Below are 21,466 nucleotides of genomic sequence, written 5' to 3' on the forward strand. Positions count from 1 at the left end.
CCTACGCCCTCCTCACATTGACCAGGCAGACTTTCGTCTCCGGGGTCCCCGCCCCCGGATCCAAGGAGGCAATAGTCAACTCATTCGTGCTGGGACCGGGGCTTAGAGAGGCAAAGCCCCAACTCCAGGGCATACCAATCGTCTCCGTCTCCCTGCCGTTAACTTTGTAAGTCTGGAGGCGGTCTGTCACCAGACAGCGTACCGTCACTTTCCCCCGGGCAGAGGAAACTTCCACCTTGTCCCCTTCGCGCACGCCGATTTTAGCAGCCAGGTTCCTGCTCATCTCGGCAAAAGGCTCCGGCATAAGCTCGTTGAGCCAGGGAATATTCCGGGTGACACCCCCGGCACAGAACTGTTCCACAACGCCGTAGGTCGTAAGGACATAAGGGAAGTCCTCCGCTTTCCCCTTTTTTTGGATCTCCGGAAACGCAGACGGAACCAGAGCAGTCGGACTGGCCGAAACTTGCGCATGCAAGAGGTTCTCCGTGGGGCTCTCCGTCGGCTCATAAAACTCCGGCAACGGACCGTCGACACAGAGACCGGCCGGGCGGATGCCGATGACAGGCTGCCCGTTCGCGGGAGGTGCCGCGGGCAGACCACTCGTATACTTGGCGGCAAAGAGACGCCCTAATCCCTCCGGATTCATGCGGAAAGACTGCTTTCCTTCCGGTGTCTTGGGGCCTTTGGTTTTATCCACGACATCCGGACCGTCATTCCCCAGCCAGAGACTTTTCGCGCTATCCCACCAAACGAGCTTGCGCCTCGGATCAACCGGCTGCCCGTCGACATCACAGGAAGCGCGGTTGTAGAGAATACGGATATTGGCGGGCCAGGCAAAAGACCAGTTATTGAAGAGCCCCAAATGGGACGGGTCAGTGTTGTTGCGCCGAGCCGCCAAATTGCCGTTGCCCGTGACGCCGGCATAAATCCAACAACCGGTGGACACATCCCCCACAGGCGCTTTCAGGTAATCCGCCAAGGTCGGCAGCAGCTTGCCGCTAGTTTCATCGTACCCGTTCAGTTCTTGCAGAACTTTCAAGGCACTCGGTTCTTCGCCGTAGTCCCAGCGGGCCTTGAGAATCGGGGCGTCTTTGGCCGCAGCGCTTCCCGCATAGAGCCGGCGAATCCTCTTAAACAGGGCGTCCAGCAGATCTAAATCGGGCTTGGCCTCGCCCAAGGGTTTTATGGCCGCTTCTTTCCACTGAATCCAGCGCGAAGAATTAGTCAGGGAACCCGCTTTTTCATAGACAAAGGCGGCGGGAAACATAATGACTTCCGTCTTGATCTCCGAGGGATTGACACCGGGCTCCCGCCAGAACTGGGCCGTTTCGACTTCAAACAGATCGGAGACAACCATCATGTCGAGCTTGGTCAGGGCCGAGCGCACGAGCTGCCGATTAGCAATAGAAACAAGCGAGTTGGAACCCATGTTGAAAAGGAGCTTGAACTGCCCTTTCTCCATTAGTTCGAACATCTTCACCATGGTGGCGTTCATAGCCGGGTTGATCTTGGGCAAATAGTCGAAAGCGTAGTCGTTGGCTTTGGTCGCGTTTTCACCATACCAAGCTTTTAACAGAGAAACCAAGGGCTTCACCTGAATCGACCCGTTGCGGGCCGCATAATCCTGCAGGTTCTTGTCCGTACTAATCGGCGCCGGTAAATAGCCCGGCAGGTTATTAAAAAGATTCGCCATATCGGTCGAACCCTGAACGTTGGGTTCTCCCCGCAAGGCATTGACTCCTCCTCCCGCTTTGCCGATATTGCCCAGGAGAAGCTGAATAATAGCATAAGCCCGGATTCCCTGCACCGCCGTAGTGTGCTGGGTCATACCCAAAGCGTAAAGAATCGTACCCGGCTTCCTCTTGGCGAACGTCTCGGCGATTAACTCAATCGTCTGGGCCGGGATGCCGGTAATTTTTTCGGCAGTCTCAAAACTATAACGGGAATAGTGTGCTTTGAGTTTGGCGAAGACAGAATCCGGGTCTTCCAGAGAGGCCGCGGTCAAAGGCTTTTGGTCAGGACCCAGCTGATAGCTCCAGCTATCCACCCCGTACTTACGGCTCTTAATGTCAAAACCGGAAAAGAGCCCCTCATCAAACCTGTAATCCCGATTGACTTTCAACAAAGCGTTTGTGTAATTGAGGACGTATTCTTCATCATAGAGTTTGTTGACAATGACGTAATTTATGATGGCACCCAGGTAGGCAATATCAGTCCCCGGGCGTATTTGAGCGAAGACGTCGGCTTTACTGGCGGTCCGGGTGAAACGCGGATCGACCACGATCATCTTGGCACCCTTCGCCTTGGCTCGGTTTATCCAACGCATGGCAATGGGATGATTTTCGGCACAGTTGCTGCCGGCGACGAGAAAGACTTCCGCATTTTGCAGATCAGACCAGGAATTCGTCATGGCTCCCCGGCCAAACGAGGGTGACAAACTTGCCACCGTCGGGGCGTGTCATATACGGGCCTGGTGTTCGTTATAAGGAACACCCAGTACCCGGCAGAACTTGGAAATGAGGTACGACTCTTCATTATCTACTTCCGCTGAACCCAGAAAAGCAATCCCCTCCGCGCGGTTCACGGTATAAGAAATCGAATGCCCGCTTTTGGCATCGGGGGTCTCTTCACTGGAAAGCCAGGTTGCGTCCCTCACCTCTTTAACTTTTTCAGCCACTCGGTCCAGGGCGTCTTCCCAGGTAATCTCTTCCCAATCCTTCGCACCCGGAGCCCGGCGGCGGGGTTTCACCACCCGCTGCGGGGAATAGGCCACGGCGCCTAAGCTTGCGCCTTTGGGGCAAAGTGTCCCCTCATTGGTCGGGTGATCCGGGTCCCCTTCAAGATGAATCAGCTTACCCTCTTTGACATATAAGAGCATCCCGCACCCGCCTGAACAGAAATGACAAATGCTCGGGATCTTTTGGCACCCATCGATTTTCAAGGTATAACCCTTGGCCTGCGCAGCCGCCGGATCGATCCCGACCCCGGCGGCCAGAGCCACAACGGACAAGCCCGTCAATTTCAGAAAACCGCGGCGCGTAACGTCCACCTGTCGTACCCCTTTCTTTCTCCTTCTTACTTGCTTGCTTTCTTCGAGTTATTCCTCCTCCGGCCCGGACCTTTTCCTGCCGACTCCTTTTCCGACCCGAATCTCCCCCGACCCATTCCCTCTCCTGCCCAGTCCTTCTTCGCCCCGCTCCTCCTCCGACCCGCTTGCTCTCCTGCCCGGTCCTTCTCCGACCCAAACCTCCTCCGACCCGCTCCCTCCCCTGCCCGGTCCTCCCCAAACTTGGCTTCCTCTGACCCGTTGCTTGCCGCTTTCCTCAGCCTCTTTCTCGGCAGCTTTTTTCCGGTTACTTGGTCTTACTCGAGCCTCTGCACTTCTTGAACCGTGAGTCAGACTTCTTGGCCTGGCAAGCTTTCTGACAGCGCTTTTTCGAATATGGACATATTATGCTAATATTCGGAATGAGCCTCTTATATCCAATTTTACCGGCAATTTATATGCCCGTCACTCTTTGGAACATAAGGAATATAAAGAACAATAATTATGTAAATAAAGAAAATCCCTTTTTACTCCCTTGGTTTTGCTCCCGCGTCCGTAAAAACCGCCTGACCCGTCCGTGAAAACAGTTTGACAGGCCGGCCCACCGATCCATACTTCAATTCCCCTTTCAAGGCACCGCACTGTTCCAAAAACTCAAGATAGCGCCGGACGGTGACCCTCGTCAAGCGAACACCTTCCGCGACCTCCTCGGCCGAAACCGGGCCGACCGCCTTATCTGACAAGAAGACAACTATTTGCCGCAAGGTCGCCTCATTGAGCCCTTTCGGCAATCCTTTCGGCTCCAACGAATGGCAGATCCGGGCCAAGACATCACCCCCGCTGCCGTCATCCGCACTCGGGCGTGTCTCCGAAAATGAACTTAGGGGCAAACGCTCAACCATCTGGTTAAATGCGCCTGCCAGTTCTCCAATCTCGCTGGGCCCCCCCACGTCAATCTTTTCGGCCAGATGCCCTGCCGCGACATCACGTGTGCTCATGGTGATATTGTGCAGGGGCTCAATGATCACCCTTTGCACGAAAAACCAGGCGAGAAGGCCAACCGCGACCGTAAGTGCGCCGCCTAAGAGCGCCATTTTCTTCAGAGAATCAGCAATCATCTCCTGGTCATAATTGTGGGAAATACCCACGTAAAACATGCCTACAATGGTCCCGTTATCTGCACGCAACGGTCTATAAGCCGTTTGAAAAATCTGCCCCACCACATTGGCCTGGCCCAGGTAGTTCTGACCCTCTTTTAAAACTTTCCGGGCGACGACAGAAGAAACTTTGGTGCCAATGGCCCGCTCTCCGGTCGAGCCGCGTACGGTTGTGGCCACCCTCGTATCCCCCAGAAAAAAGGTAACAGTGTCCCCCGTCAAACCGGCTAAGTGGTCCACCAGCGGAATATTATTCGTAATCTCAACCGAACCCTTGTATAAAAGCCCGCCCTCAACACGCCAAGAACCCGGACAGGTCCGGTCGACTATTTCGGAACAGGTTGCCAAATCCGTCTTAGCCTTGATTATCGCCGCAGCCAACGCCCTGTCTTTCATGTACCAGCCCAAAACCGCCATGAAACTGACCGCCAGTAAAAACAAAGAACCGAGAATGAGTACCAGGATTTGCATCTTCAGCGAACGCAAAGTGAAATCCTCCTTCCGTCAGCCCCGGACCGGACGCACCGGCACCGGCCATTGATGTTCCTCACATTAATCTCCAAACGCCGTCCCGCCGTACTCTGCCGCTATCTGCCACTATATCCATAATTCGCGCAAAAGCCCTGAGTTCCTGCTTCTGTCAAAACCGGGGTGTAAGTGGTTGTGCGGACCGCCCCCACGCGGAAGACTTTTTCGGTATCGGATCTTTCCGCTCAAAATCTTCTCGTCAGCGCAATTGTCAGCAATCTACTCTTCTTTAAATTTCTGCGTCCACGCATAAAATGGGACCCGGGCGAACACATTACTACTGGATTTTCTAAGAAAGGAGCCGTGTCAGATGCAAGAACAGATTACCGCCATGGAACTGCAAAACCTGCGGGAGGCTATTGCCGCTCACACTCTCAGCGCCAAAAAGCTGCAGGAATACTCGACCCAGGCCAATGATCAGCAAATCAAGCAGATGCTGAGTCAATCTGCCCAGTCTGCCAAAAGCACGAAGCAGCGCTTGATGCAGTTCTTACAATAGGAAAAAGAGAAGGTGATTTTATGCAAGAAAAAGAAATTGTGGCCGATGTCCTCACCGGGCTCAAAGGCAGCTTAGGGAATTACGCCCGGATCATCGCCGAGACATCCAATCCTAACCTGCGTCAAACTCTGCAGGAAATCCGAAACGGTGACGAGCAATTTCAGTTTCAGTTAGCGAATGTCGCCATGCAAAAAGGATACTATAAGCCGGCCCAAGCCGCTTCAGTCAGCGAGATCACCCAAGTCCGCACTGAACTGTCCCAGGGATAAGTCCGGTCTGCCGCCGCTGAGATTAAGTGTCCCAAGCTGCAGCGGCGACATTGCAGAGGCTTGACAGCATCGTTATCCTGCAAGAGGATAACGACATCCGGATAGGTACCTGGCGTAAGCGCCGCAGCTGACGTAAGTTTTCTTATCCTGCGGAACAGTTATGCCTTCCGAAAGAATAAATAAGCCTCCGGGGATTGCTAATCCTTCCCCGGAGGCTTATTTTGCCGGATAAATTCTCCCAGCGAAATCAAGGCCAAAACCCTTGCGCCCGAACCCTACTTCAATTGCTTCATCAAACGATAGCTGTCTTCTAATTCGTCGCGGATAACTTTTTGCCCTCTTTCCAGGATTTCCAAGACTTCCGGGTGCTTGATCCTGTACATCACTTTTAAACCGCGCTTCTCCGCTGCGATCACATTTTCCCGCCTCAATACGGCCAAATGCTGGGAAACGTTGGACTGCTCCAACCCAAGTTCATCAATAATCTCGCAAACACAGCGCTCGCCGCTGCCCAAGAACTCCAGGATGCGTACCCGTGACGGATGTCCGAGCGCTTTAAACAGATCGCTTTGTTTTGTCCAAATCATCGTCTTCATAGCCATCAAAACCTCACTGTGCTTATTTCTAAGTTAAACTCGCCAGAATATCTTACTCTGCACACAGATAGATCCTGTTCTCTGTGCGTAAATAGGATAACCACTCTCGGTACGGAGACAGATACCACTCTCGGTATGCAGACAGGACCTAATCTCTCTATGACATATTTTATAATATTGTCATATACATGTCAAGGTGCTTTCCGGGCGATGATCATACCAAGATTACCTTGAAGGTTGTCAGCCTTCCCATTTCACTTTACCGTTCAAGAAGATGTCCTAAAGCTCATCAACGAGGCTTCCCTAACTGCTCAATCAAATCGTTCCCTGCGGCTTCCGGAGCGCCAGGAAGCAAATCGGGCCTCCCTCCGCCCCTATCAGCCAGGGTCGTTAAGAATTCGCGGTGGCTGCGGCCTGGCCGGTAATCCGGTTCCCAGCTGGGATAGCGCAGACAAGTCTCCAGTGAACCATAGAGATTCAATGTCGCCTGGGAGCGAGGGCTTTTTACAGTTCTTACTAGGGCCTATGTCCGCTTGCCCTCATCGGCTCTTGCACCCCTGGAGCACCTGTGCTAAAATAATACGCAATAAGAGCACGAAAAGAGCATAATTAAGCCGTAATCATGTATGGGAGTGATGCGCAATGGTGATTAAGCCCACAACGGCTCTGAGAACAGAGCTTGGTGAAATAACGAGGATATGTAAAGAAAAGTCTGAACCCGTTTATTTGACAAAGAATGGCGAGGGTGAACTGGTTGTCATGAGCATTGCCGCGTATGAACGAAGAGAAGCTATGCTCAACCTGAGAGCCAAACTGTTGGAAGCGGAGCAGCAGCGGCTTAACGGAACGCCGACTTACACGACGGATGATGTGAGAGGGTATATCAGGGGTCTCCATCATGAGCAGGCATAGAGTCACGATGCTGCAAATCGCCCGTGAGGACATGGTTGAAATATACCTTTACATTGCGGCGGACAGTCCGAAAGCGGCACTGGACCTGGCAGAGAAGGTGGCCGGGAAAATTGACACACTCGCGGACTTTCCGCTCATCGGAAAAATCGTACCTGACACCGAGCTGGCAAAACAGGAATACCGTATGCTGATGATCGATGGCTATATTGCGTTTTATAAGGTGGTAGGTGATAAGGTTGTAGTGTACAGAGTGTTGAATGCCGCGCGAAATTACCCCGATTTATGAGAATGACACACGGATTGTGGCCGAAAGAGAGAAACAATGGATGTTTTAACGGCTGAAAACCTGACAAAAAGCTATGGCGAAAAAGTACTTTTCTCTGAGATATCTTTTGGTATTGATGAAGGAGATAAGATAGGAATTATTGGGGTGAACGGCGCAGGCAAGTCGACGTTGTTAAAGATTTTGGCGGGCGTGGAATGGCCGGATCAGGGTCAAGTCACGGTCGGAAACAGTGTGCGCCTCGAGTACCTGCCCCAAAATCCGGATTTTGAGGATGAGGCGACGGTCTTGCAGCAGGTATTCAAAGGAACTTCACCGGTGATGCAGCTTCTGAATGCTTACGAATCGGCGCTTGAGAAGCTCACGAATCATCCGGATCACCCCGCATACCAACGAGGGCTTCTGTCCTTGGGGCAGAAAATGGACGCTGCTAATGCCTGGCAACTGGAAAGTGAAGCGAAGACCGTTCTCAATAAACTGGGAATTCACGAGTTTGATGCGGCGGTGGGGAGGTTATCGGGCGGCCAGCGCAAAAGAGTGGCTTTGGCGAGTGCCCTCATCAACCCGGCGGAAATACTCGTTCTGGATGAGCCCACCAACCACATCGACAATGATACGGTGGATTGGTTAGAGCAATATTTAAACAAGCGCAAGGGTGCGCTGATCATGATCACGCACGACCGCTATTTCCTGGATCGGATGGTTACCCGGATTATGGAGCTAGACCAGGGAAAACTCTATCCATACCCGGGCAACTACAGTCGTTACTTGGAACTGAAGGCCGGACGCCTGGAACGGGAAGAGGCTTCAGAGCGCAAGTGGCAAAACCGTTTGCGTAACGAGCTGGCCTGGATCCAACGGGGGGCCCAAGGGCGTTCCACTAAACAAAAAGCTAGGATTGAGCGTTTTAAGAAACTTCAGGCCGAAAAACCGCCGGAACCTTTGGGACATGTCGAAATTGCCACTGGGGCATCCCGCTTGGGCAAAAAAGTCTTGGCCTGGACTCACCTGCATAAAGAGTTTTCAGGCCGGGGTGTTGTGATCGAGGATTTTAGTTACAGCTTGTTAAGAAATGATCGGATAGGGATTATTGGCCCGAATGGGAGCGGTAAATCGACTCTGTTGAACTTACTGGCCGGGCGCAGTGTTCCGGAAAGCGGCTGTGTCGATTGGGGTTCCACGGTCAAAATCGGCTATTTTGCCCAGGAGAACACGGAGATGAATCCTGATACTCGGGTGATTGACTATATCAAAGAGGTTGCGGAAGTGATTCCCACTTCCGATGGGAGGACCGTGACGGCCGCCCAAATGCTGGAACGTTTTTTGTTTGTGCCCTCGTCCCAGTGGACGGCCATTTCGAAGCTCTCCGGGGGAGAAAAGCGCAGGCTCTATCTTCTGCACATCTTGATGGGGGCTCCCAATGTCCTCTTAATGGACGAGCCCACTAACGATTTGGACATTCAGACTTTGACGGTTTTGGAAGAGTACCTGGATGAGTTTCCGGGGGCTGTTTTGGCCGTTTCGCACGACAGGTATTTTCTCGATCGCATGGCCGGCAAGATTTTTGCTTTCACGGGAACAGGGCAGATTGAAGCCTATGTGGGAAACTACTCGGATTATCAGGCGTGGCAACTTTCGGGACAAGTCGGCCCGTCTGTGGAGGTCCCGTCTGAGAAGGCTCAGCTTAAGAAGGCGGAATTAGAAGAAGAAAAACCGGAGAGAAGGAAAGAACGCCCGTTGAAAATGAGCTATAAAGAACAACGGGAATATGAGCAAATAGAAGACCAAATTGCGCAAACGGAAGAAGAACTCAAAGAGATTCAACATGAAATGAATGAACAGGGAAGCAATTTTTCCAGACTGCAGGAATTGACGATAAAGCAACAGGCGGCTGAGCAGAAGCTTGATGAAATGTTGGAGCGTTGGACCTACCTCAATGAATTGGCAGAAAAGATTAGGCAGGGCAGAAGTTGTACTGCAAACATTTCGTCCTGAGGACTACAGATACATTTATACCAGAAAAAATGTCATCATTTTCCGCCTGTGCTATAATTTCTTTCTAAATGCTCATTGAATGGTTCCTGAACATCTACTCCTTTTTTACCAATGCTCAGCGTCCATCCCCGACCTCTAAGGTCGGGGATGGACGCTGGTTCCTACCTGAAACATAGTCCTTTCCCATAATATAACGGGCTAACTAACTCTGTCTTCACCGGCTTGGCTAGATCCGTTAACTTAATATAAGCTCCCCTGTTCTGAATGCCTTTCACGGAAAACCTCTGTCCGGCTAAAAGGACTGTATCTCCCGGTTGGTATGCATGCCGCCTCTTCCGTATACTGCGACGGCCTTTTGAGAGTTTCCGACCTCGAAAAACCCGCAGATTAGGTCCGTTCAAGTTCTTGTTCCGGGTTCTTCTGCCGGAAAATAACTCCCCACCGGAAGCTTTCTCACTTGTGCGAATGTCGATGTACCTGGCATCGTAGAACAACTCCAAGCTCCGATTATTCCGCCGAATCTGCTTCACCTGTAGCGGATCAACTCTTTGCTGGCGGGTTCCTCCAGCGATACAAAACGCATCGTTGGCATGAGACTTAACAAGTCCTAACTCAATGCGTTTTGCCTTTGTGACATGCCCATAGGTGTGTTCACAACCAAGGGCATTAACCAGTTTCCAGCGCACAATCGACATAAATGTCTCCGGCTTGTAACTTTTGACCTTCAGCTGCCAACCGTGCAGAAATCCGCTAGGCTGATGATTGGCCGGGGTATGACATTTTGTGCAGAGCGTGATCAAATTCCCTGGCCTGTCACTTCGATCTTCTTTCCAGAAGCCGATATGATGCACTTGCAACACTTTTTCTCCGGCTTTGTTTTTGCACTCCGGGTTTTGGCATTGATGATTATCCCGGTGAAAGATGTACTCCCGGAGGTTCCAGAATCCATACTGTTCGCCCTGTTGGTAGCCCTTCCCTTCGATTCCGGGATTTTTGATCGCCTGGATGTCGAAGGCAGCTACTTCTACGACAACTTTGCTTATGGGAACCAAGGTAGAAATTTTGTCTACCAAGTGGATATGAGTATCCAGCTTGTTCTGTAGACTGGGAGCCAGCCACCCTGCCGGTTTTCTGCGGTTACTAAAACGCTTGGCCCGGTAGCGAAGTCTGTTTCGCCGCTGCCTGCGGTACATAGAACGTTCCTTGTTGCGTTCGACCTGGCCTTGAAGCAAGGTTAATTCCCCAGCTATCAGTTCCTTTGTTGTATTGACCGCTGAGAAACCCACATGGGTATACCCGGAGTCCAAGCCTAAAGCAGCCGATTGCGTATACTCCGTCGTTTCATACATAAGCTGGACAGTGAAAGGCTTTGCCTGGATCCCCTTAGCTTTGCCATCCCTTAAGCATCCTTCGTACTTTGCCATGTCGTTCAGTCGGCATCAACGGTGTCCCGTCTTTCGATAATACATAGACCACGTTTTTCATCTCCTCGAAGAGATAAGTCTGTCTAAAAGACAGTGGGTCCACATCGCCAATGTTAATGCCAGGTTTTTGTGTGAGCATCACTTCTCCTACCCATCAGAGATGTTCAGACACTCACCGCAGGCCCTGGGACGTGTGGAGTATCCCAGGGTGCCTATATATTCTGGCTTAACGGAGTGGAAGGCGGTCCCCTTACGGTGAACATCCCGACCACTGGGGCTAATCAACCGGGCCTGGGGGCGTGCAAGACTGGCTTACACGTTTCCCCAAGCCCCCACTTAACGCCGGTTACGGCGTTAAGTGGGGGTAGTTGACATTATTGTCTAAACCGTTTAACCATATCATGGTTAGTATCCTGGTCCAATCGAGGCGGGTTCTAGAACTTGGTAAGGGGCAAGTAGCGGGGTGAGTTGACCTCGGGTAAGTTTGACATAAGGCTATTTCTCAGAATCATTCCTATGATATTCCTCTATAGTTTTGATAATCCGTACGGAACATCCGAAGATCGTAGCAATAATCAGGCATGTTCCGATCCAAATTGCATTGGTAGGATTATTCGCATCTAAGAACATACCTAGATTGCCCTGAAAAAGTAGGTTTGCAAACCGTCCCTTGACCGACCCCCTGGGATCGGAATACATCAGTATGAATCCCCGGCATTGTAGAGGGGTATTCCTTGCCATTTCCTAATTCATGGCGGCCAATCTTCTTAAATTGTAGGTCAGTATGCCAAATCCCACCCAGATGCTAACTCCGCGGTGTCCTCTGAGCAGACTCCTCCCCAGGCCATATTTACGTTTCAAGATGCTAATGGTTCCTTCTCCACCAGCACGCCATGCTTGCAGACGTCGAAACCATCTTTGCCTTTCATGGGTTTGTCGCTTCTGAGTTTTCTTGCCCTTCTTTGGGATGGATATTCGTTTTATCCCCAGTTCGGTTAAAGCTGCTTCATTCTTACCACTGCTGTAACCACGGTCAGTGGCAACAGCGTAAGGGATCCGCCCAGTGTTTTCGATGTGGCGTCTCACGGTGCCCAAGAGCAAACTTTCATCGCTGGGGTTGCCTATATGGATTTTGTAATCCGTAACCAGACGGTCTTCATTCTCTGTGATTTCGGTCTTATAGCCAAATTCCGTCGGGCTCTTCAACTTGCCCTTCTGGATAGGCCTCGCGTCAGGATCATAGAGGCTAATTACCCGTTGCGGGATGTGTGTTTTTCCGCTGTTCACCTGAAGCGTTTGATTGACAATCTTGTCCGTGGTATGAATGAGCTTGTCCAATTTCTCGATCGTATTTTTTAGAGCTGGGCTTATTTGCTCGCCCCAAGTCTCTTCAACTTTATCCATTATCCGATGGGCATCGGAAATCGTCTCAATCGCTTTATCCACAAGCTTATCCGTGATGTTGCGAACCTCCTGTACCGCCTCATGGCTTCGCCGTTTCAAGGTCTTGCCGATTTCCAGTATCCGTTTTTTCGTTGAACGAAAACGATTCCTCATCTTAGGAACTGTGCCACTCACTTGATCGCAAAGGCGGTTCGCCTGTCGGGTTATGGTTTTTACTGCATCCGCCAGCAGATGGGCATCCGTTGGGTAGTGAACATTGGATTCGGTTACTGTAGTGTCCGTACGCAGCCGCCGGTTCCGTGTCATCTGTTCCTGACTCGCCTTAGTAACAAGTTTTTTGTTCAGATCCTCAATGATTTCGTCCCCGTATTTCTGGCTCAGCTTGATCAATGTCGTACTGTGCGGCACTAAGGCATCGAGATCAACGCGGCAGAACCGCCGCCATTTGATACTGTCACTGACTTCGCTAACAAGTGTTTCATAGCCAAATCCATAACAGAATTTGAGAAACATTAGACGGAGATAAGTTTCCACCGGAACAGTTGGTCGGCCAATACGAATATTCCAGTGAGAGAGAAAGGGCTCCATAAATCGCTCATCATCCAAGAGACGATCAACCGTCTTGAGTTCTGGGCTTAGTTCCAGCACTTCCTTCGGCAAAATGGAGTCCCAAATTGTAAGCTGTTCGTTGCGAAGTCGTAACATTTTTTGCCCCCCAAAAAAGGATTTTCATGTCCCTTTGGAGAACCACAGGAACGAGGAATTCTCTAAAGGGTGGTTGTGGAGTTTCGTTGTTTGGTCACTTCTAAATTTCCACAAAATCCTAGTGAATTCCTTTTTGTTTCGAGGGATTTTTGCACAGAGTTTGCTTAGTTTTTCAGGGCAATCTAGATAGCGAATCACCCGTGGGTTTCTTTTCACTGCTTCAATAAGATACTGTTCAGTGGGATTGTTTAGATATTTAATCAGCTCGGGTTCTTGGCTCAGAACTTTAAAAAGCTCTTTTTCAGGCAAATTACTTATAATCTCATCAATGCTCTGATGAAAATATTTATTAAACCCTTTATCCCGTTGAAAAACTGCCAAGAGAACCCGAGCCGTAGGTTTATAGAGATAAAATACAAAATTTGGATTACGCTTGACGTGATAAATAATTTTGTCTTCCGACATCTCATTTAAGCTCAATCGAAACTGGGCTGATTTTTCGGACATGAGCATCACGAGTCGGAATTCCGCAATAAGACGTTTGTCTTTCAGAGGGGCGATAATCTTTTCAACCCAACTTGATATGTCATATCCCTTTTCCCTTAAGATCATCAAAATACAAAACAGCTTATTGTATTCAGTGGTTTTCTCTAATCGTTCAGCCAACTCATTAATGTTTAACTCATAAAGTTCATTCATCGAAATCCACTCCGCACCAGTCACTTTATTTTTATATCTAGAAACTCCGAGACCATTCCTTCCTTGTTTTGGAAACGCAATGCAATAAGTCAATTAACACAGTGCTGAGTTACTAATTGTAAGGGTCTTTGTCCATCCCATCATTAACATTTTCTAATTTTCACATGTGAAAATAGAGATTTGTTACTCCTCATAATCATCTTCGAAAAACTCTTCATCATCCTCATTCACAACTATTCCACCGAATATAATTTCGTGCGGTATTTCCTGACCATAAGGATCTAAGAATATTGCTTCAGGATCTTTCGCCAAGATGTCAAGCATTTTTCGGCGGGACGTTGCACCGTAAGTATTTCCCATTTTGATCACCTTTCTAACATTTAATATCTACGAGCCAAATAAAGCTAATTTTGCTAGCAATGCACTGGCGGCTATACTTCCGGCTGTACCCTCAAGGATATTACGTATGCTTTTAAGGCATTCCTTTATGATCGTATATTTTGGTTTACTCGATTTTGATTGAGCTTCCACAGTTATAATTTCCGAATTTAATTCCTGTAATTTTTCAGCATCAAGATTAAGTTCGGGAATCTTACTCTTTAATTCATCGATAAAGCTAGCTAGTACCGCCGGATCAGGAAGCGAAAAAGTACCTGTTTGAGTACTATTGTCATTCCCTTGTTGAATCTGTGAACCAACCATATTTTGAACATTAATTATATTGATGGGTGGAAAGTATTTTGTTGGTTGATCAGGTTTTGATATTGCTTGTTCGACCTGAACCACTCCATTGTGAGTGATTACTATTTCACCCCCCAACGCAAAATACTGAACCAAACTCTCCTCTACCAAATATTCTACGATACCTTCTGTGTAATCTCCTGGAAAGCCCAATTGCTTGCCTAGGGTCCACATATTCACGGGAGAAAGTTGCCTCCCGCCAGTAGCCTCAAATAAAGCTCTTAAGAAATGGAATCTGTCGGATTTCAACTTTGTAAGATTGTCCATATTCGACTACTCTCCTATCGAATTTTTTAGAATAAGAATTCGCACATATTCCTAAATATTCCTCCTAATTTTCTTAAAAAATTATGTTTCCCACAAAACCGAACCAGCCAGACCGTACGCAAATACGATCTGGCTGTGTAGCTCGTTTTATACTCTTCACTGACCCCTATACAGACAAGCCCTTTCCCTTTGGCATAAATTACTACGGTAATTTCCACAAATTACATAAAATCTTCATTCACAGTCTCAAGGCCCCTTTACACTGAAGGACATATTTTAACTGTATTTTACTCAAGTACATGTTCCCATGCACATCAATTACCTTTAAAACACATCTCGTTACCCTGGCACGCACATGCTAAAACCTTGAAATCCGCTCTACAGGCGGCTTTCAGCTGTCTGTTTTCTGCAGTAAAACCACGGTCTCAACGTGACCTGTCCGCGGGAACATATCTGTTTCTTTCTCAAGTCTCGCGCGACGCCGGCACCTCCAAAACCCCTAGTCAGATCCTTATCGCTATTTATCTTTCAAAGAGCAAAGCGGAGCAAAACCCTCCGCACTACGCTAATCCGGTCCGCCTGTTCAGCTTTTCGACATTCTCCCCCATATTCCTGCCAATAACCCCGGGAAATTTGAGACCTTCGCACCATTCCACACGGGGACCCGTCGCCCGCACGGCGGCGGGCTCTCTGCATACCTCAATTATAACACCTCTCGCAAACAAATAAGTGAAACCTATGCCCAGACCAACCGCGGCCAACCCGGTTCAACGCTCCCCAACGGTCCTGGCACCCTCTACGGGCATAAGGCCATCATCTGGTAACGACCCCGCCCCCACTGCAAATTTCCTATACCGGGCTCCTCGGAGGTAGACTGCCGGTTAAGCTTTATCAGAGGCGCAACCGAAGGGGTGATTAGCCCTTGACCGTATATCCAGACGTTGCCGCGCTGTACCTATTTTTATTCCACGCTCCCCTGCCATTCCCTTCTACCCACGAAAAAAACCCACAAATCACTAACTCTACTTCCACAAATTACCTCACCCGACGTTTTCCATCCACACGGAGGGTCGCACACCGGAACATGTTTTTCCCCTAATTTTACCCATAAACATGTTCCCCTGTGCGAGGAACATGTTCCGGCGGACGAGGTTATGCGGCAAAAGCATAAAATGGTCCTATACATTTTCTTATAACCACATCCCGCAGTCCTCTTGAAACACCCCCACAAACCCTGAAACCCGCTCTACGAGCGGGTTTCAGCTGTTCTTATTTACGAGACATGTTGCGCTTTCCACGTGCCTTGTCCAAGGGAACATATTAACCGGCTGGACCAAGCTCACTTGGTACGAGTTGCTCAATAACGGCCGCGCCAACACCGGACCGGGGTGGATCCATGATGACCACGTCCGGCTTTCGAGGCAGCCTAGGGAGGTGGAGGTTCTGTTTCACCCTGCCCCACAGGAATTAGACGTGCCTGAGTGTCAGCGAAACAGCCGGTGGAGAACCACCAGTAAATCGCCGACATCATGGGCATCCTTATCCATGGCCGAAAGAAAACATTCCCTGCTGAAGCGCTCGAAAACGAGTTTCTCCAGTTCATCCAAAGAAGCCCGCACTTCCCCGGCTTCTTGGATAACTTGGAGACTGTCGGCCTCCGCGGCGATCAGATCGCTTAAACTGATAACCCTGTGATGAATCTCTTCAATCTTGGCAACCAGCGGATCCCCTTTTTCCTCTAACGGCATGTTCATAAGGTACCCCCTTGAACCCAGACTCCGCCGGGCGGGTCTGACTACCCCCGTCGTTCGGCGAGCAGGTCCTTCAATCGGTCCCTTTCCTCTTCCAGGTCTTCCAGCTGCGAAAGCATGGCAGGTTTAAGCGAATGGGCAGGCCAGCGGGCCTTCAAGTCCTGCAACTGGTTCTCTACTTCTCGCAGCTTTGCCTCCAGTTGACTTCTCTCATCCTCAGCCATGTCCCAGCGCCTCCTTCTTCTCTTCTCGATCGTCCCTGAAAGTTATCGCACCTTGCATGCACACTTCCATGCATTCCTCGCATTCCACGCATTTTTCCGGGTCGACGACCGCCATGTGAGCGACCATTTGAATCGCCTGGTTGGGACAGGCGTGTACACAGCGCTGACAGCCCCGGCAAAGCTTTTCCAAAATAAAGGCGGACATACAAACCACTCCTTAAACGGAGGCCGCTCCCCCGCTTCCGTTCTCCCGGCCCGTTCGGCTAATTTCCCTTCCGGCTGTTTCCCGCTTCTCGCCTCGGACGCAACTTCTTCTTTCTTGCCCTTCCGGGCGCCCTGATCCACTCCCTCTGCCTCAATCTCTCTATTCGCCTTCTCTGATACAATTCCTCTATTTGCTCTCTCTAACTAAACCCATTCCTCGATTTCTTTTGTCTAAACTCAGTCCTCGATTCCTTTTGTCTAAACCCATTGCTCAAATTTCTATTCTCTAACCCGATTTCTCTGTTCCTTTTCTCTAACCCTCTAATCCGATTCCTCTGCTCCGGCCCCTTTTCCCCTCTGCCTTCGTTTGCTTTCCCCGCGCGAATACCGGCTTTCAACCCCTCAGTGTCCCATTGTCAGGAGTTCATCCCCGTAATATTGTAGTCCCAAATTAAGAATCTCTTTGATCGGATGACAATCCGGAGCCAAGACTTTTCCCCGGCGATCTTTGGCAATCGCGCCGCAGCCTCCGCCGCAAATCAACCCGACCTCACATTCCCGGCACTCCGGAATGCTCAAGATGCTGCGCTCCTGCCACTCTTTGACTTCCTTCTCTTGCAGGGCATAGACCGGATAGAAAGTCCCCAACTTATACTCGTCTTGTCCGGTAGTCGCCGTGCAACCGTAGATATCGCCATACAGGTCAAACACCCACTCCGTTTTGGCAGCCGGGCAAGTATCATAACTCGGCAGATAGAGCTCTCCGCTCTGAACGAGATGGTTGATTCCTTTGAATTCGGGTCGATGGAATTTCTTCAAAATAGGATATTTTTCCGCCAGTTCCAGAAAGAGCGCCCAGTGCTCCGCTTGATCCAACAAGTGCTGGGGAGAGGCGTAACACTCGAAGAGTTCATAATTACGGCCGATTTGGGTCTTAAAACGACTCGCCGGCAGATCCAACCAACCCCTGGCCTCGAGATCTTCCGCCAATTGAACAAGATCGGCAAAATTGCTCTTGTCAACCACGGCGCGCAGGTTGATTGGCACCCCGCGCCCAATAGCCTCCGTCAACCCGACCATGATTTTGTCATACGTCCCTTTGCCGTTGGCGGTATGCCGGCGCCGGTCGTGAACAGGCTGCGGACCGTCCAAAGTGACCTGGATCTCTTTGATGCGGGCTTGTTGCAGGATATCCAAGTACTCCGCCAGATCATAGCCGTTGGTCACCGCCGCGATCGCATACCCGCCGGCCGCCGCCCGTTTTACAATATAGTCCACGATTTCCATCTGCCTCGGCGCAGCATTAAGCGCCTCGCCGCCAAATAGGGTAATGAACGGCTTCGTCGCGGGAAATTGCTCAGCCAAACGGTCAAAGAAAGCGTCTGCCACCTCTCGGGTCATGAGCTGAGTCTTTTGTTTGATGCCGTTCTGGTAACAATAAGTGCAGGCGAGATTACACGCATAAGTCGGAACGAGAAGGACTTGCGGTTCGGTCTCGTGCAGGGCTTTTTGGAATTCAGGCCATCTCCTCTGCAGTTCGGCCTCTTCCTCCTCCCTAGTCCGGTACAGGTACCCACGGCTCAGGAGATAGTCGGCAAACTGCGGGTCCGAACTGCTCCCGTCCTTCTTGATTTCCTGCAGCTTTTCGTATTCCTGCTGCCTAACCAAATCAAACGATCCTGCCAAAGAGTTCATAATAGCATACGGAAACTCTGGGTTTTCCTTCATCGTCAGCAAAAGGTTGTAGCGACTATAGTACATATTCCCACCCTCTTCTCTAGGATGTAAATCTATGGTAACGACCCCCGGGTTCCCTAAGCAGCGGCCCGAGTATCCCCCCGCGCCTCTCTTGAACTTGAGCGCCCTCGTTCCGTTCCTTCGCCAGCCGTCGGTTTCTGAGCGTAAACCGAGTTTCGGGGTCAACGGGTTTTCGGCAAGGGCGGCAGAATCTCTGCCGCCAAAGGATCAGTCGTGGCAACCCGCGACGATTTGAGAGGACTTCGAGCAGCATTGAGCGACGTTTAAAGCGAGGCTCGTGCAGCATGTGGAAGCCGGTTGAGTCAATGGACGCAATGGATTTCACCTCCCTTCAAAAGAATCGCGGCCGGGTCAGAATTTATGGCTGGAGAACGTTCTGCTAATCATGTCATACCCATTTTTCACATAACGCCTCTCTTTAAACACCCGGACTCTTTCAAACCCCGCACTTTTAAGAGCGCTTTCATATTCTTCGACAGTGACGGCTCCTCCGAAACAGGCCGCCACCGCTTCAGGGTCCTCTTTAATTGCTTGCGGCAGCGGATCGTCCGTCATGATGTCCGATACGACAAACCGGCCGCCGCGCTTCAGAACACGATAAATTTCTCGGTAAACAGCCGCCTTGTCCTCAACATGATTGATCGCACAGTTGCTGATTACGGCATCCAGAAAAGCATCCGGCAACGGAATATTTTGCATGGAACCCAGGAAGAAGCCCACGTTCTTAAGCCCTGCCGCCACAGCGTTCTGTTTGGCGGCTTCAATCATCCGGGGCGTAAGATCCAGCCCCCAAGCCATGCCGCCCGGCTGAACCAACTTAGCCGCTTCGAGCGTCTCCCTTCCCCTGCCACAGCCCAGGTCTAAAACATTCTCCCCGGGCTGCAGAGACAAGAAGACAATATTGCCGCCGCAGCTCAGATTGCTGCCTTCTTCCTCCGCAGTGTACCTTTTCACAATTTCAAAAACGCTCATCATTTCCTCCCGCAGCGGTTCCCAGTCAAAAACCGCCGAGCCGAAAGATCTCAGGATGCCCTACACCCCTATTGGGTATCCTGCCGCAACCCTATTTTAAACCCGCCTGCAGCTTGAGTCAATTACTTCCCAACTATCCGGCCTATTGAGGAAACCTACGACAGCTTTTTCAGAACCTCAAGCAAACTTTGGCAATCCGGGCAGCCGGCTTCCGCCCCGCCCTTCTGGCAGGTATCCAAACAATGCTGCAAGGCACGTTTGACCACTTCGACTTCCTGTTGACTCAGTGTTACGGTTGGCATCAAGAAAACCTCCTTCAAAAAATTCTCGGGCGCTGCCCCCGACGCGGCGAGACTAAATCCTCGGCGAAGTCTAATCCTTGGCCTAAGCGCGAAAACACTTCAGGGAAACGGTTCAAGAAGAGTTTTCCCGGCTTTTGCCCAAAATACTCATCCGGCCGAAAATCCGCAAAGAACTCATTCCGCCTTTCCTGCGGTTCCCCGGCACCGCTTCAGCAAGTGACCGCCAAGCACAAAAGCGGAAAATCAGGACCGGCGGGCCCGGTTCATGAGATAACGTTCCGCATTAACCGCGGCGACGGCCCCGTCCCCGACGGCCGTGGCCACCTGGCGAACTGTCTTGCTGCGAATGTCGCCGGCAACAAAAACTCCGGGTACATTGGTGCGCATTTCGTCATCCGCTTCCACATACCCCCACTCGTTCAGTTTCACCTCGTCTGCCAAGAGCGCATTCCTCGGCTGCATGCCGATATAAACGAACGCTCCGTTCGCTTCTACCCGGCTCATTTGATGGGTTTTGACATTTTCAATCTCCAACCCCTCAAACCTCTTCTCCCCTAGAATTCCTCTCGGTTCCGAATCCCAGATCACGCTGATCTTGTCGTTGGCCGCTGCTTCTTCCTGGGCCGTCTTCGAGGCCTGAAAATGATCAAACTGGTGCACGATCGTAATACGCTTGACGTAACGCGTTAAATAAACGGCCTCCTCGACGGCGGAATTCCCCCCGCCCACGACAATAACGTGGTCGGCGCCTTCGTAGTTGGAACCGTCGCAAGTCGCACAATAGTGTATTCCGTTGCCCCTGAATTCCGCCTCCTGCGGGACGGGCAGCCGGCGTGACTCCGCTCCGGTGGCGAGTATGACGACGGGAGCACTGTACTCGGCATCCTCCGTTACGATCTTCTTCACATCGCCGCTCAAATCCAGGCTGAAAACTTCTTTCAGATCGTGAATCTGAGCCCCAAAACTTCTGGCCTGATTAATCATATTCTCTAAAAGGTCGTGCCCATGCACGGTTCCCTGCGTTCCGGGGTAATTGGCGATATGATAAGTCGTCGCCGCCTGACCGCCCGGGAGCCCTTCATCGATTAGAATAGTATTCAGCCGCGAACGCGCCGTATAGATCGCAGACGTGAGCCCGGCGGGTCCCCCGCCCAGAATCAGCACATCGGCAGAGATCTTCTCTTTTTCCGTCTCGGCAGCCGAAATTCCCAGAAGCCCCTCAATGGCCAGACGAATCTCCGGTTTGCTGATATACCCGTTTAAGTGCTGACCGACCTCATGCCCACTCTGAAAAAACAAAACCGTAGGACTTCCCTTGACTCCATAACTCTCGGCTAAGGGACGATTGGCTTGGCGCAGGATCTTCAGAAATTTAGCCTGGGGATATTTTTCCGCCATTCGCTCATAGATGGGGGCGAGTTGGGCGCAGGGAGCACAGTCTTCGGAATAAAAATCGACTACGACCAAACCCTGCGTCGTTTGCAGTTCATGCAGGAATTCCTCGCTGTTCACATGCTCAATACTCATCCTATTTTCGCACTCCTTCTTGCTCATCTTAACTCTCTTCTGCCGCGCGGCCGCCTGAGCCGTCGCTGCAAAACTTTGGCCCGACTTTTTGTTTTGCCTGTCAGAATCTTCTCCAATTACCTATACCCCGTTAGGGTACCCTACGTTCATCAATATATGCGAAAGGAAGCGTTTTGTCAACAGAATTTTGTCACCAACCCATA

General features: G+C 50.7%; 20 protein-coding genes. 5 read left to right on the forward strand and 15 right to left on the reverse strand.

The features are described from left to right. Nucleotide 1: 1 nt before the first annotated feature. Both fdnG and MNU25_RS13865 read right to left on the reverse strand, forming a co-directional pair. Complete coding sequence (gene fdnG, locus MNU25_RS13860; RefSeq protein ID WP_240985604.1) at nt 2-3,049, reverse strand: formate dehydrogenase-N subunit alpha; 3,048 nt, start codon at nt 3,047-3,049, stop codon at nt 2-4. A 524-nt stretch (nt 3,050-3,573) separates the two neighbouring features. After that, nucleotides 3,574-4,689 (reverse strand): cache domain-containing protein, encoded by a 1,116-nt coding sequence (locus tag MNU25_RS13865; protein WP_240985605.1) that lies wholly within the window; start codon nt 4,687-4,689, stop codon nt 3,574-3,576. A gap of 352 nt (nt 4,690-5,041) precedes the next feature. Here MNU25_RS13865 and MNU25_RS13870 point away from each other — a divergent pair, with 352 nt between their 5' ends. Together MNU25_RS13870 and MNU25_RS13875 are read left to right on the forward strand one after the other, a co-directional pair. Beyond that, nucleotides 5,042-5,230, forward strand: coding sequence for a hypothetical protein (locus MNU25_RS13870; RefSeq protein ID WP_240985606.1), 189 nt, complete (start codon nt 5,042-5,044; stop codon nt 5,228-5,230). Nucleotides 5,231-5,250: 20 nt separating this feature from the next. Further along, complete coding sequence (locus MNU25_RS13875) at nt 5,251-5,499, forward strand: spore coat protein (RefSeq protein WP_240985607.1); 249 nt, start codon at nt 5,251-5,253, stop codon at nt 5,497-5,499. 275 nt (nt 5,500-5,774) lie between these two features. Here the strand turns inward: MNU25_RS13875 and MNU25_RS13880 are convergent, their stop codons facing one another. Then, nucleotides 5,775-6,095 carry an ArsR/SmtB family transcription factor gene (locus tag MNU25_RS13880; RefSeq protein WP_240985608.1) on the reverse strand — a complete coding sequence of 107 codons (321 nt, stop codon included), beginning with the start codon at nt 6,093-6,095 and terminating at the stop codon, nt 5,775-5,777. A gap of 642 nt (nt 6,096-6,737) precedes the next feature. On the opposite strand from MNU25_RS13880, the gene MNU25_RS13885 reads away from it, so the two are divergent. From MNU25_RS13885 to MNU25_RS13895, 3 genes are read left to right on the forward strand one after another with little or no spacing between them, the layout of a single operon-like run. Beyond that, nucleotides 6,738-7,007: a type II toxin-antitoxin system Phd/YefM family antitoxin gene (locus MNU25_RS13885; protein ID WP_240985609.1), complete on the forward strand. Its 270-nt coding sequence runs from the start codon at nt 6,738-6,740 to the stop codon at nt 7,005-7,007. After that, the gene (locus MNU25_RS13890; protein ID WP_240985610.1) at nt 6,994-7,293 is read left to right on the forward strand and encodes a type II toxin-antitoxin system RelE/ParE family toxin; all 300 of its coding nucleotides are present in this window, start codon (nt 6,994-6,996) and stop codon (nt 7,291-7,293) included. The genes MNU25_RS13885 and MNU25_RS13890 overlap by 14 nt, the downstream gene beginning before the upstream one ends. A gap of 36 nt (nt 7,294-7,329) precedes the next feature. After that, on the forward strand, nt 7,330-9,285 hold the full coding sequence (locus MNU25_RS13895; protein WP_240985611.1) for an ABC-F family ATP-binding cassette domain-containing protein: 1,956 nt from the start codon (nt 7,330-7,332) through the stop codon (nt 9,283-9,285). A gap of 161 nt (nt 9,286-9,446) precedes the next feature. Here MNU25_RS13895 and iscB read toward each other — a convergent pair whose 3' ends face one another. From iscB to trxB, 12 genes are all read right to left on the reverse strand, one after another. Next, complete coding sequence (iscB, locus tag MNU25_RS13900) at nt 9,447-10,709, reverse strand: RNA-guided endonuclease IscB (protein ID WP_240985612.1); 1,263 nt, start codon at nt 10,707-10,709, stop codon at nt 9,447-9,449. Nucleotides 10,710-11,453: 744 nt separating this feature from the next. Next, on the reverse strand, nt 11,454-12,818 hold the full coding sequence (locus MNU25_RS13905; protein ID WP_240983734.1) for an ISNCY family transposase: 1,365 nt from the start codon (nt 12,816-12,818) through the stop codon (nt 11,454-11,456). Nucleotides 12,819-12,842: 24 nt separating this feature from the next. Beyond that, nucleotides 12,843-13,517 (reverse strand): hypothetical protein, encoded by a 675-nt coding sequence (locus MNU25_RS13910; protein ID WP_240985613.1) that lies wholly within the window; start codon nt 13,515-13,517, stop codon nt 12,843-12,845. A 183-nt stretch (nt 13,518-13,700) separates the two neighbouring features. After that, complete coding sequence (locus tag MNU25_RS13915; RefSeq protein ID WP_240985614.1) at nt 13,701-13,877, reverse strand: hypothetical protein; 177 nt, start codon at nt 13,875-13,877, stop codon at nt 13,701-13,703. Nucleotides 13,878-13,904: 27 nt separating this feature from the next. Continuing rightward, nucleotides 13,905-14,525, reverse strand: coding sequence for a hypothetical protein (locus MNU25_RS13920; protein ID WP_240985615.1), 621 nt, complete (start codon nt 14,523-14,525; stop codon nt 13,905-13,907). A 1,484-nt stretch (nt 14,526-16,009) separates the two neighbouring features. Further along, nucleotides 16,010-16,279, reverse strand: a complete 270-nt coding sequence (locus MNU25_RS13925; protein WP_240985616.1) for a hypothetical protein — start codon at nt 16,277-16,279, stop codon at nt 16,010-16,012. 41 nt (nt 16,280-16,320) lie between these two features. Further along, entirely contained in the window at nt 16,321-16,500 is a 180-nt protein-coding gene (locus MNU25_RS13930) for a histidine kinase (RefSeq protein ID WP_240985617.1), read from the reverse strand. Then, nucleotides 16,493-16,705: a DUF362 domain-containing protein gene (locus MNU25_RS13935; protein WP_047827410.1), complete on the reverse strand. Its 213-nt coding sequence runs from the start codon at nt 16,703-16,705 to the stop codon at nt 16,493-16,495. Before MNU25_RS13935 ends, MNU25_RS13930 begins: the two co-directional genes overlap by 8 nt. Before the next feature lie 401 nt (nt 16,706-17,106). Then, entirely contained in the window at nt 17,107-18,465 is a 1,359-nt protein-coding gene (locus MNU25_RS13940) for a radical SAM/SPASM domain-containing protein (RefSeq protein ID WP_240985618.1), read from the reverse strand. A gap of 348 nt (nt 18,466-18,813) precedes the next feature. Then, a complete protein-coding gene (locus MNU25_RS13945) occupies nt 18,814-19,437 on the reverse strand; it encodes a methyltransferase domain-containing protein (protein ID WP_240985619.1) in 624 nt (207 codons plus the stop codon). 152 nt (nt 19,438-19,589) lie between these two features. Further along, nucleotides 19,590-19,736 (reverse strand): hypothetical protein, encoded by a 147-nt coding sequence (locus tag MNU25_RS13950; RefSeq protein WP_240985620.1) that lies wholly within the window; start codon nt 19,734-19,736, stop codon nt 19,590-19,592. A gap of 243 nt (nt 19,737-19,979) precedes the next feature. Beyond that, on the reverse strand, nt 19,980-21,290 hold the full coding sequence (trxB, locus tag MNU25_RS13955; protein WP_240985621.1) for a thioredoxin-disulfide reductase: 1,311 nt from the start codon (nt 21,288-21,290) through the stop codon (nt 19,980-19,982). Nucleotides 21,291-21,466 lie beyond the last annotated feature (176 nt).

The sequence above is a fragment of the Acididesulfobacillus acetoxydans genome, assembly GCF_902729405.1.
Lineage (GTDB): Bacteria > Bacillota > Desulfitobacteriia > Desulfitobacteriales > Desulfitobacteriaceae > Acididesulfobacillus > Acididesulfobacillus acetoxydans.

Excerpts from the sequence above, each read along its gene's own strand:
- MNU25_RS13950 (WP_240985620.1), bottom strand. The coding sequence starts at position 19,736 with ATGCCAACCGTAACACTGAGTCAACAGGAAGTCGAAGTGGTCAAACGT.
- MNU25_RS13945 (WP_240985619.1), bottom strand. The coding sequence starts at position 19,437 with ATGATGAGCGTTTTTGAAATTGTGAAAAGGTACACTGCGGAGGAAGAA.
- MNU25_RS13925 (WP_240985616.1), bottom strand. The coding sequence starts at position 16,279 with ATGAACATGCCGTTAGAGGAAAAAGGGGATCCGCTGGTTGCCAAGATT.
- MNU25_RS13915 (WP_240985614.1), bottom strand. The coding sequence starts at position 13,877 with ATGGGAAATACTTACGGTGCAACGTCCCGCCGAAAAATGCTTGACATC.
- MNU25_RS13905 (WP_240983734.1), bottom strand. The coding sequence starts at position 12,818 with ATGTTACGACTTCGCAACGAACAGCTTACAATTTGGGACTCCATTTTG.
- trxB (WP_240985621.1), bottom strand. The coding sequence starts at position 21,290 with ATGAGCAAGAAGGAGTGCGAAAATAGGATGAGTATTGAGCATGTGAAC.
- MNU25_RS13870 (WP_240985606.1), top strand. The coding sequence starts at position 5,042 with ATGCAAGAACAGATTACCGCCATGGAACTGCAAAACCTGCGGGAGGCT.
- MNU25_RS13875 (WP_240985607.1), top strand. The coding sequence starts at position 5,251 with ATGCAAGAAAAAGAAATTGTGGCCGATGTCCTCACCGGGCTCAAAGGC.
- MNU25_RS13910 (WP_240985613.1), bottom strand. The coding sequence starts at position 13,517 with ATGAATGAACTTTATGAGTTAAACATTAATGAGTTGGCTGAACGATTA.
- MNU25_RS13890 (WP_240985610.1), top strand. The coding sequence starts at position 6,994 with ATGAGCAGGCATAGAGTCACGATGCTGCAAATCGCCCGTGAGGACATG.
- MNU25_RS13880 (WP_240985608.1), bottom strand. The coding sequence starts at position 6,095 with ATGAAGACGATGATTTGGACAAAACAAAGCGATCTGTTTAAAGCGCTC.
- iscB (WP_240985612.1), bottom strand. The coding sequence starts at position 10,709 with ATGGCAAAGTACGAAGGATGCTTAAGGGATGGCAAAGCTAAGGGGATC.
- MNU25_RS13885 (WP_240985609.1), top strand. The coding sequence starts at position 6,738 with ATGGTGATTAAGCCCACAACGGCTCTGAGAACAGAGCTTGGTGAAATA.
- MNU25_RS13940 (WP_240985618.1), bottom strand. The coding sequence starts at position 18,465 with ATGTACTATAGTCGCTACAACCTTTTGCTGACGATGAAGGAAAACCCA.
- MNU25_RS13895 (WP_240985611.1), top strand. The coding sequence starts at position 7,330 with ATGGATGTTTTAACGGCTGAAAACCTGACAAAAAGCTATGGCGAAAAA.
- MNU25_RS13930 (WP_240985617.1), bottom strand. The coding sequence starts at position 16,500 with ATGGCTGAGGATGAGAGAAGTCAACTGGAGGCAAAGCTGCGAGAAGTA.
- MNU25_RS13935 (WP_047827410.1), bottom strand. The coding sequence starts at position 16,705 with ATGTCCGCCTTTATTTTGGAAAAGCTTTGCCGGGGCTGTCAGCGCTGT.
- MNU25_RS13920 (WP_240985615.1), bottom strand. The coding sequence starts at position 14,525 with ATGGACAATCTTACAAAGTTGAAATCCGACAGATTCCATTTCTTAAGA.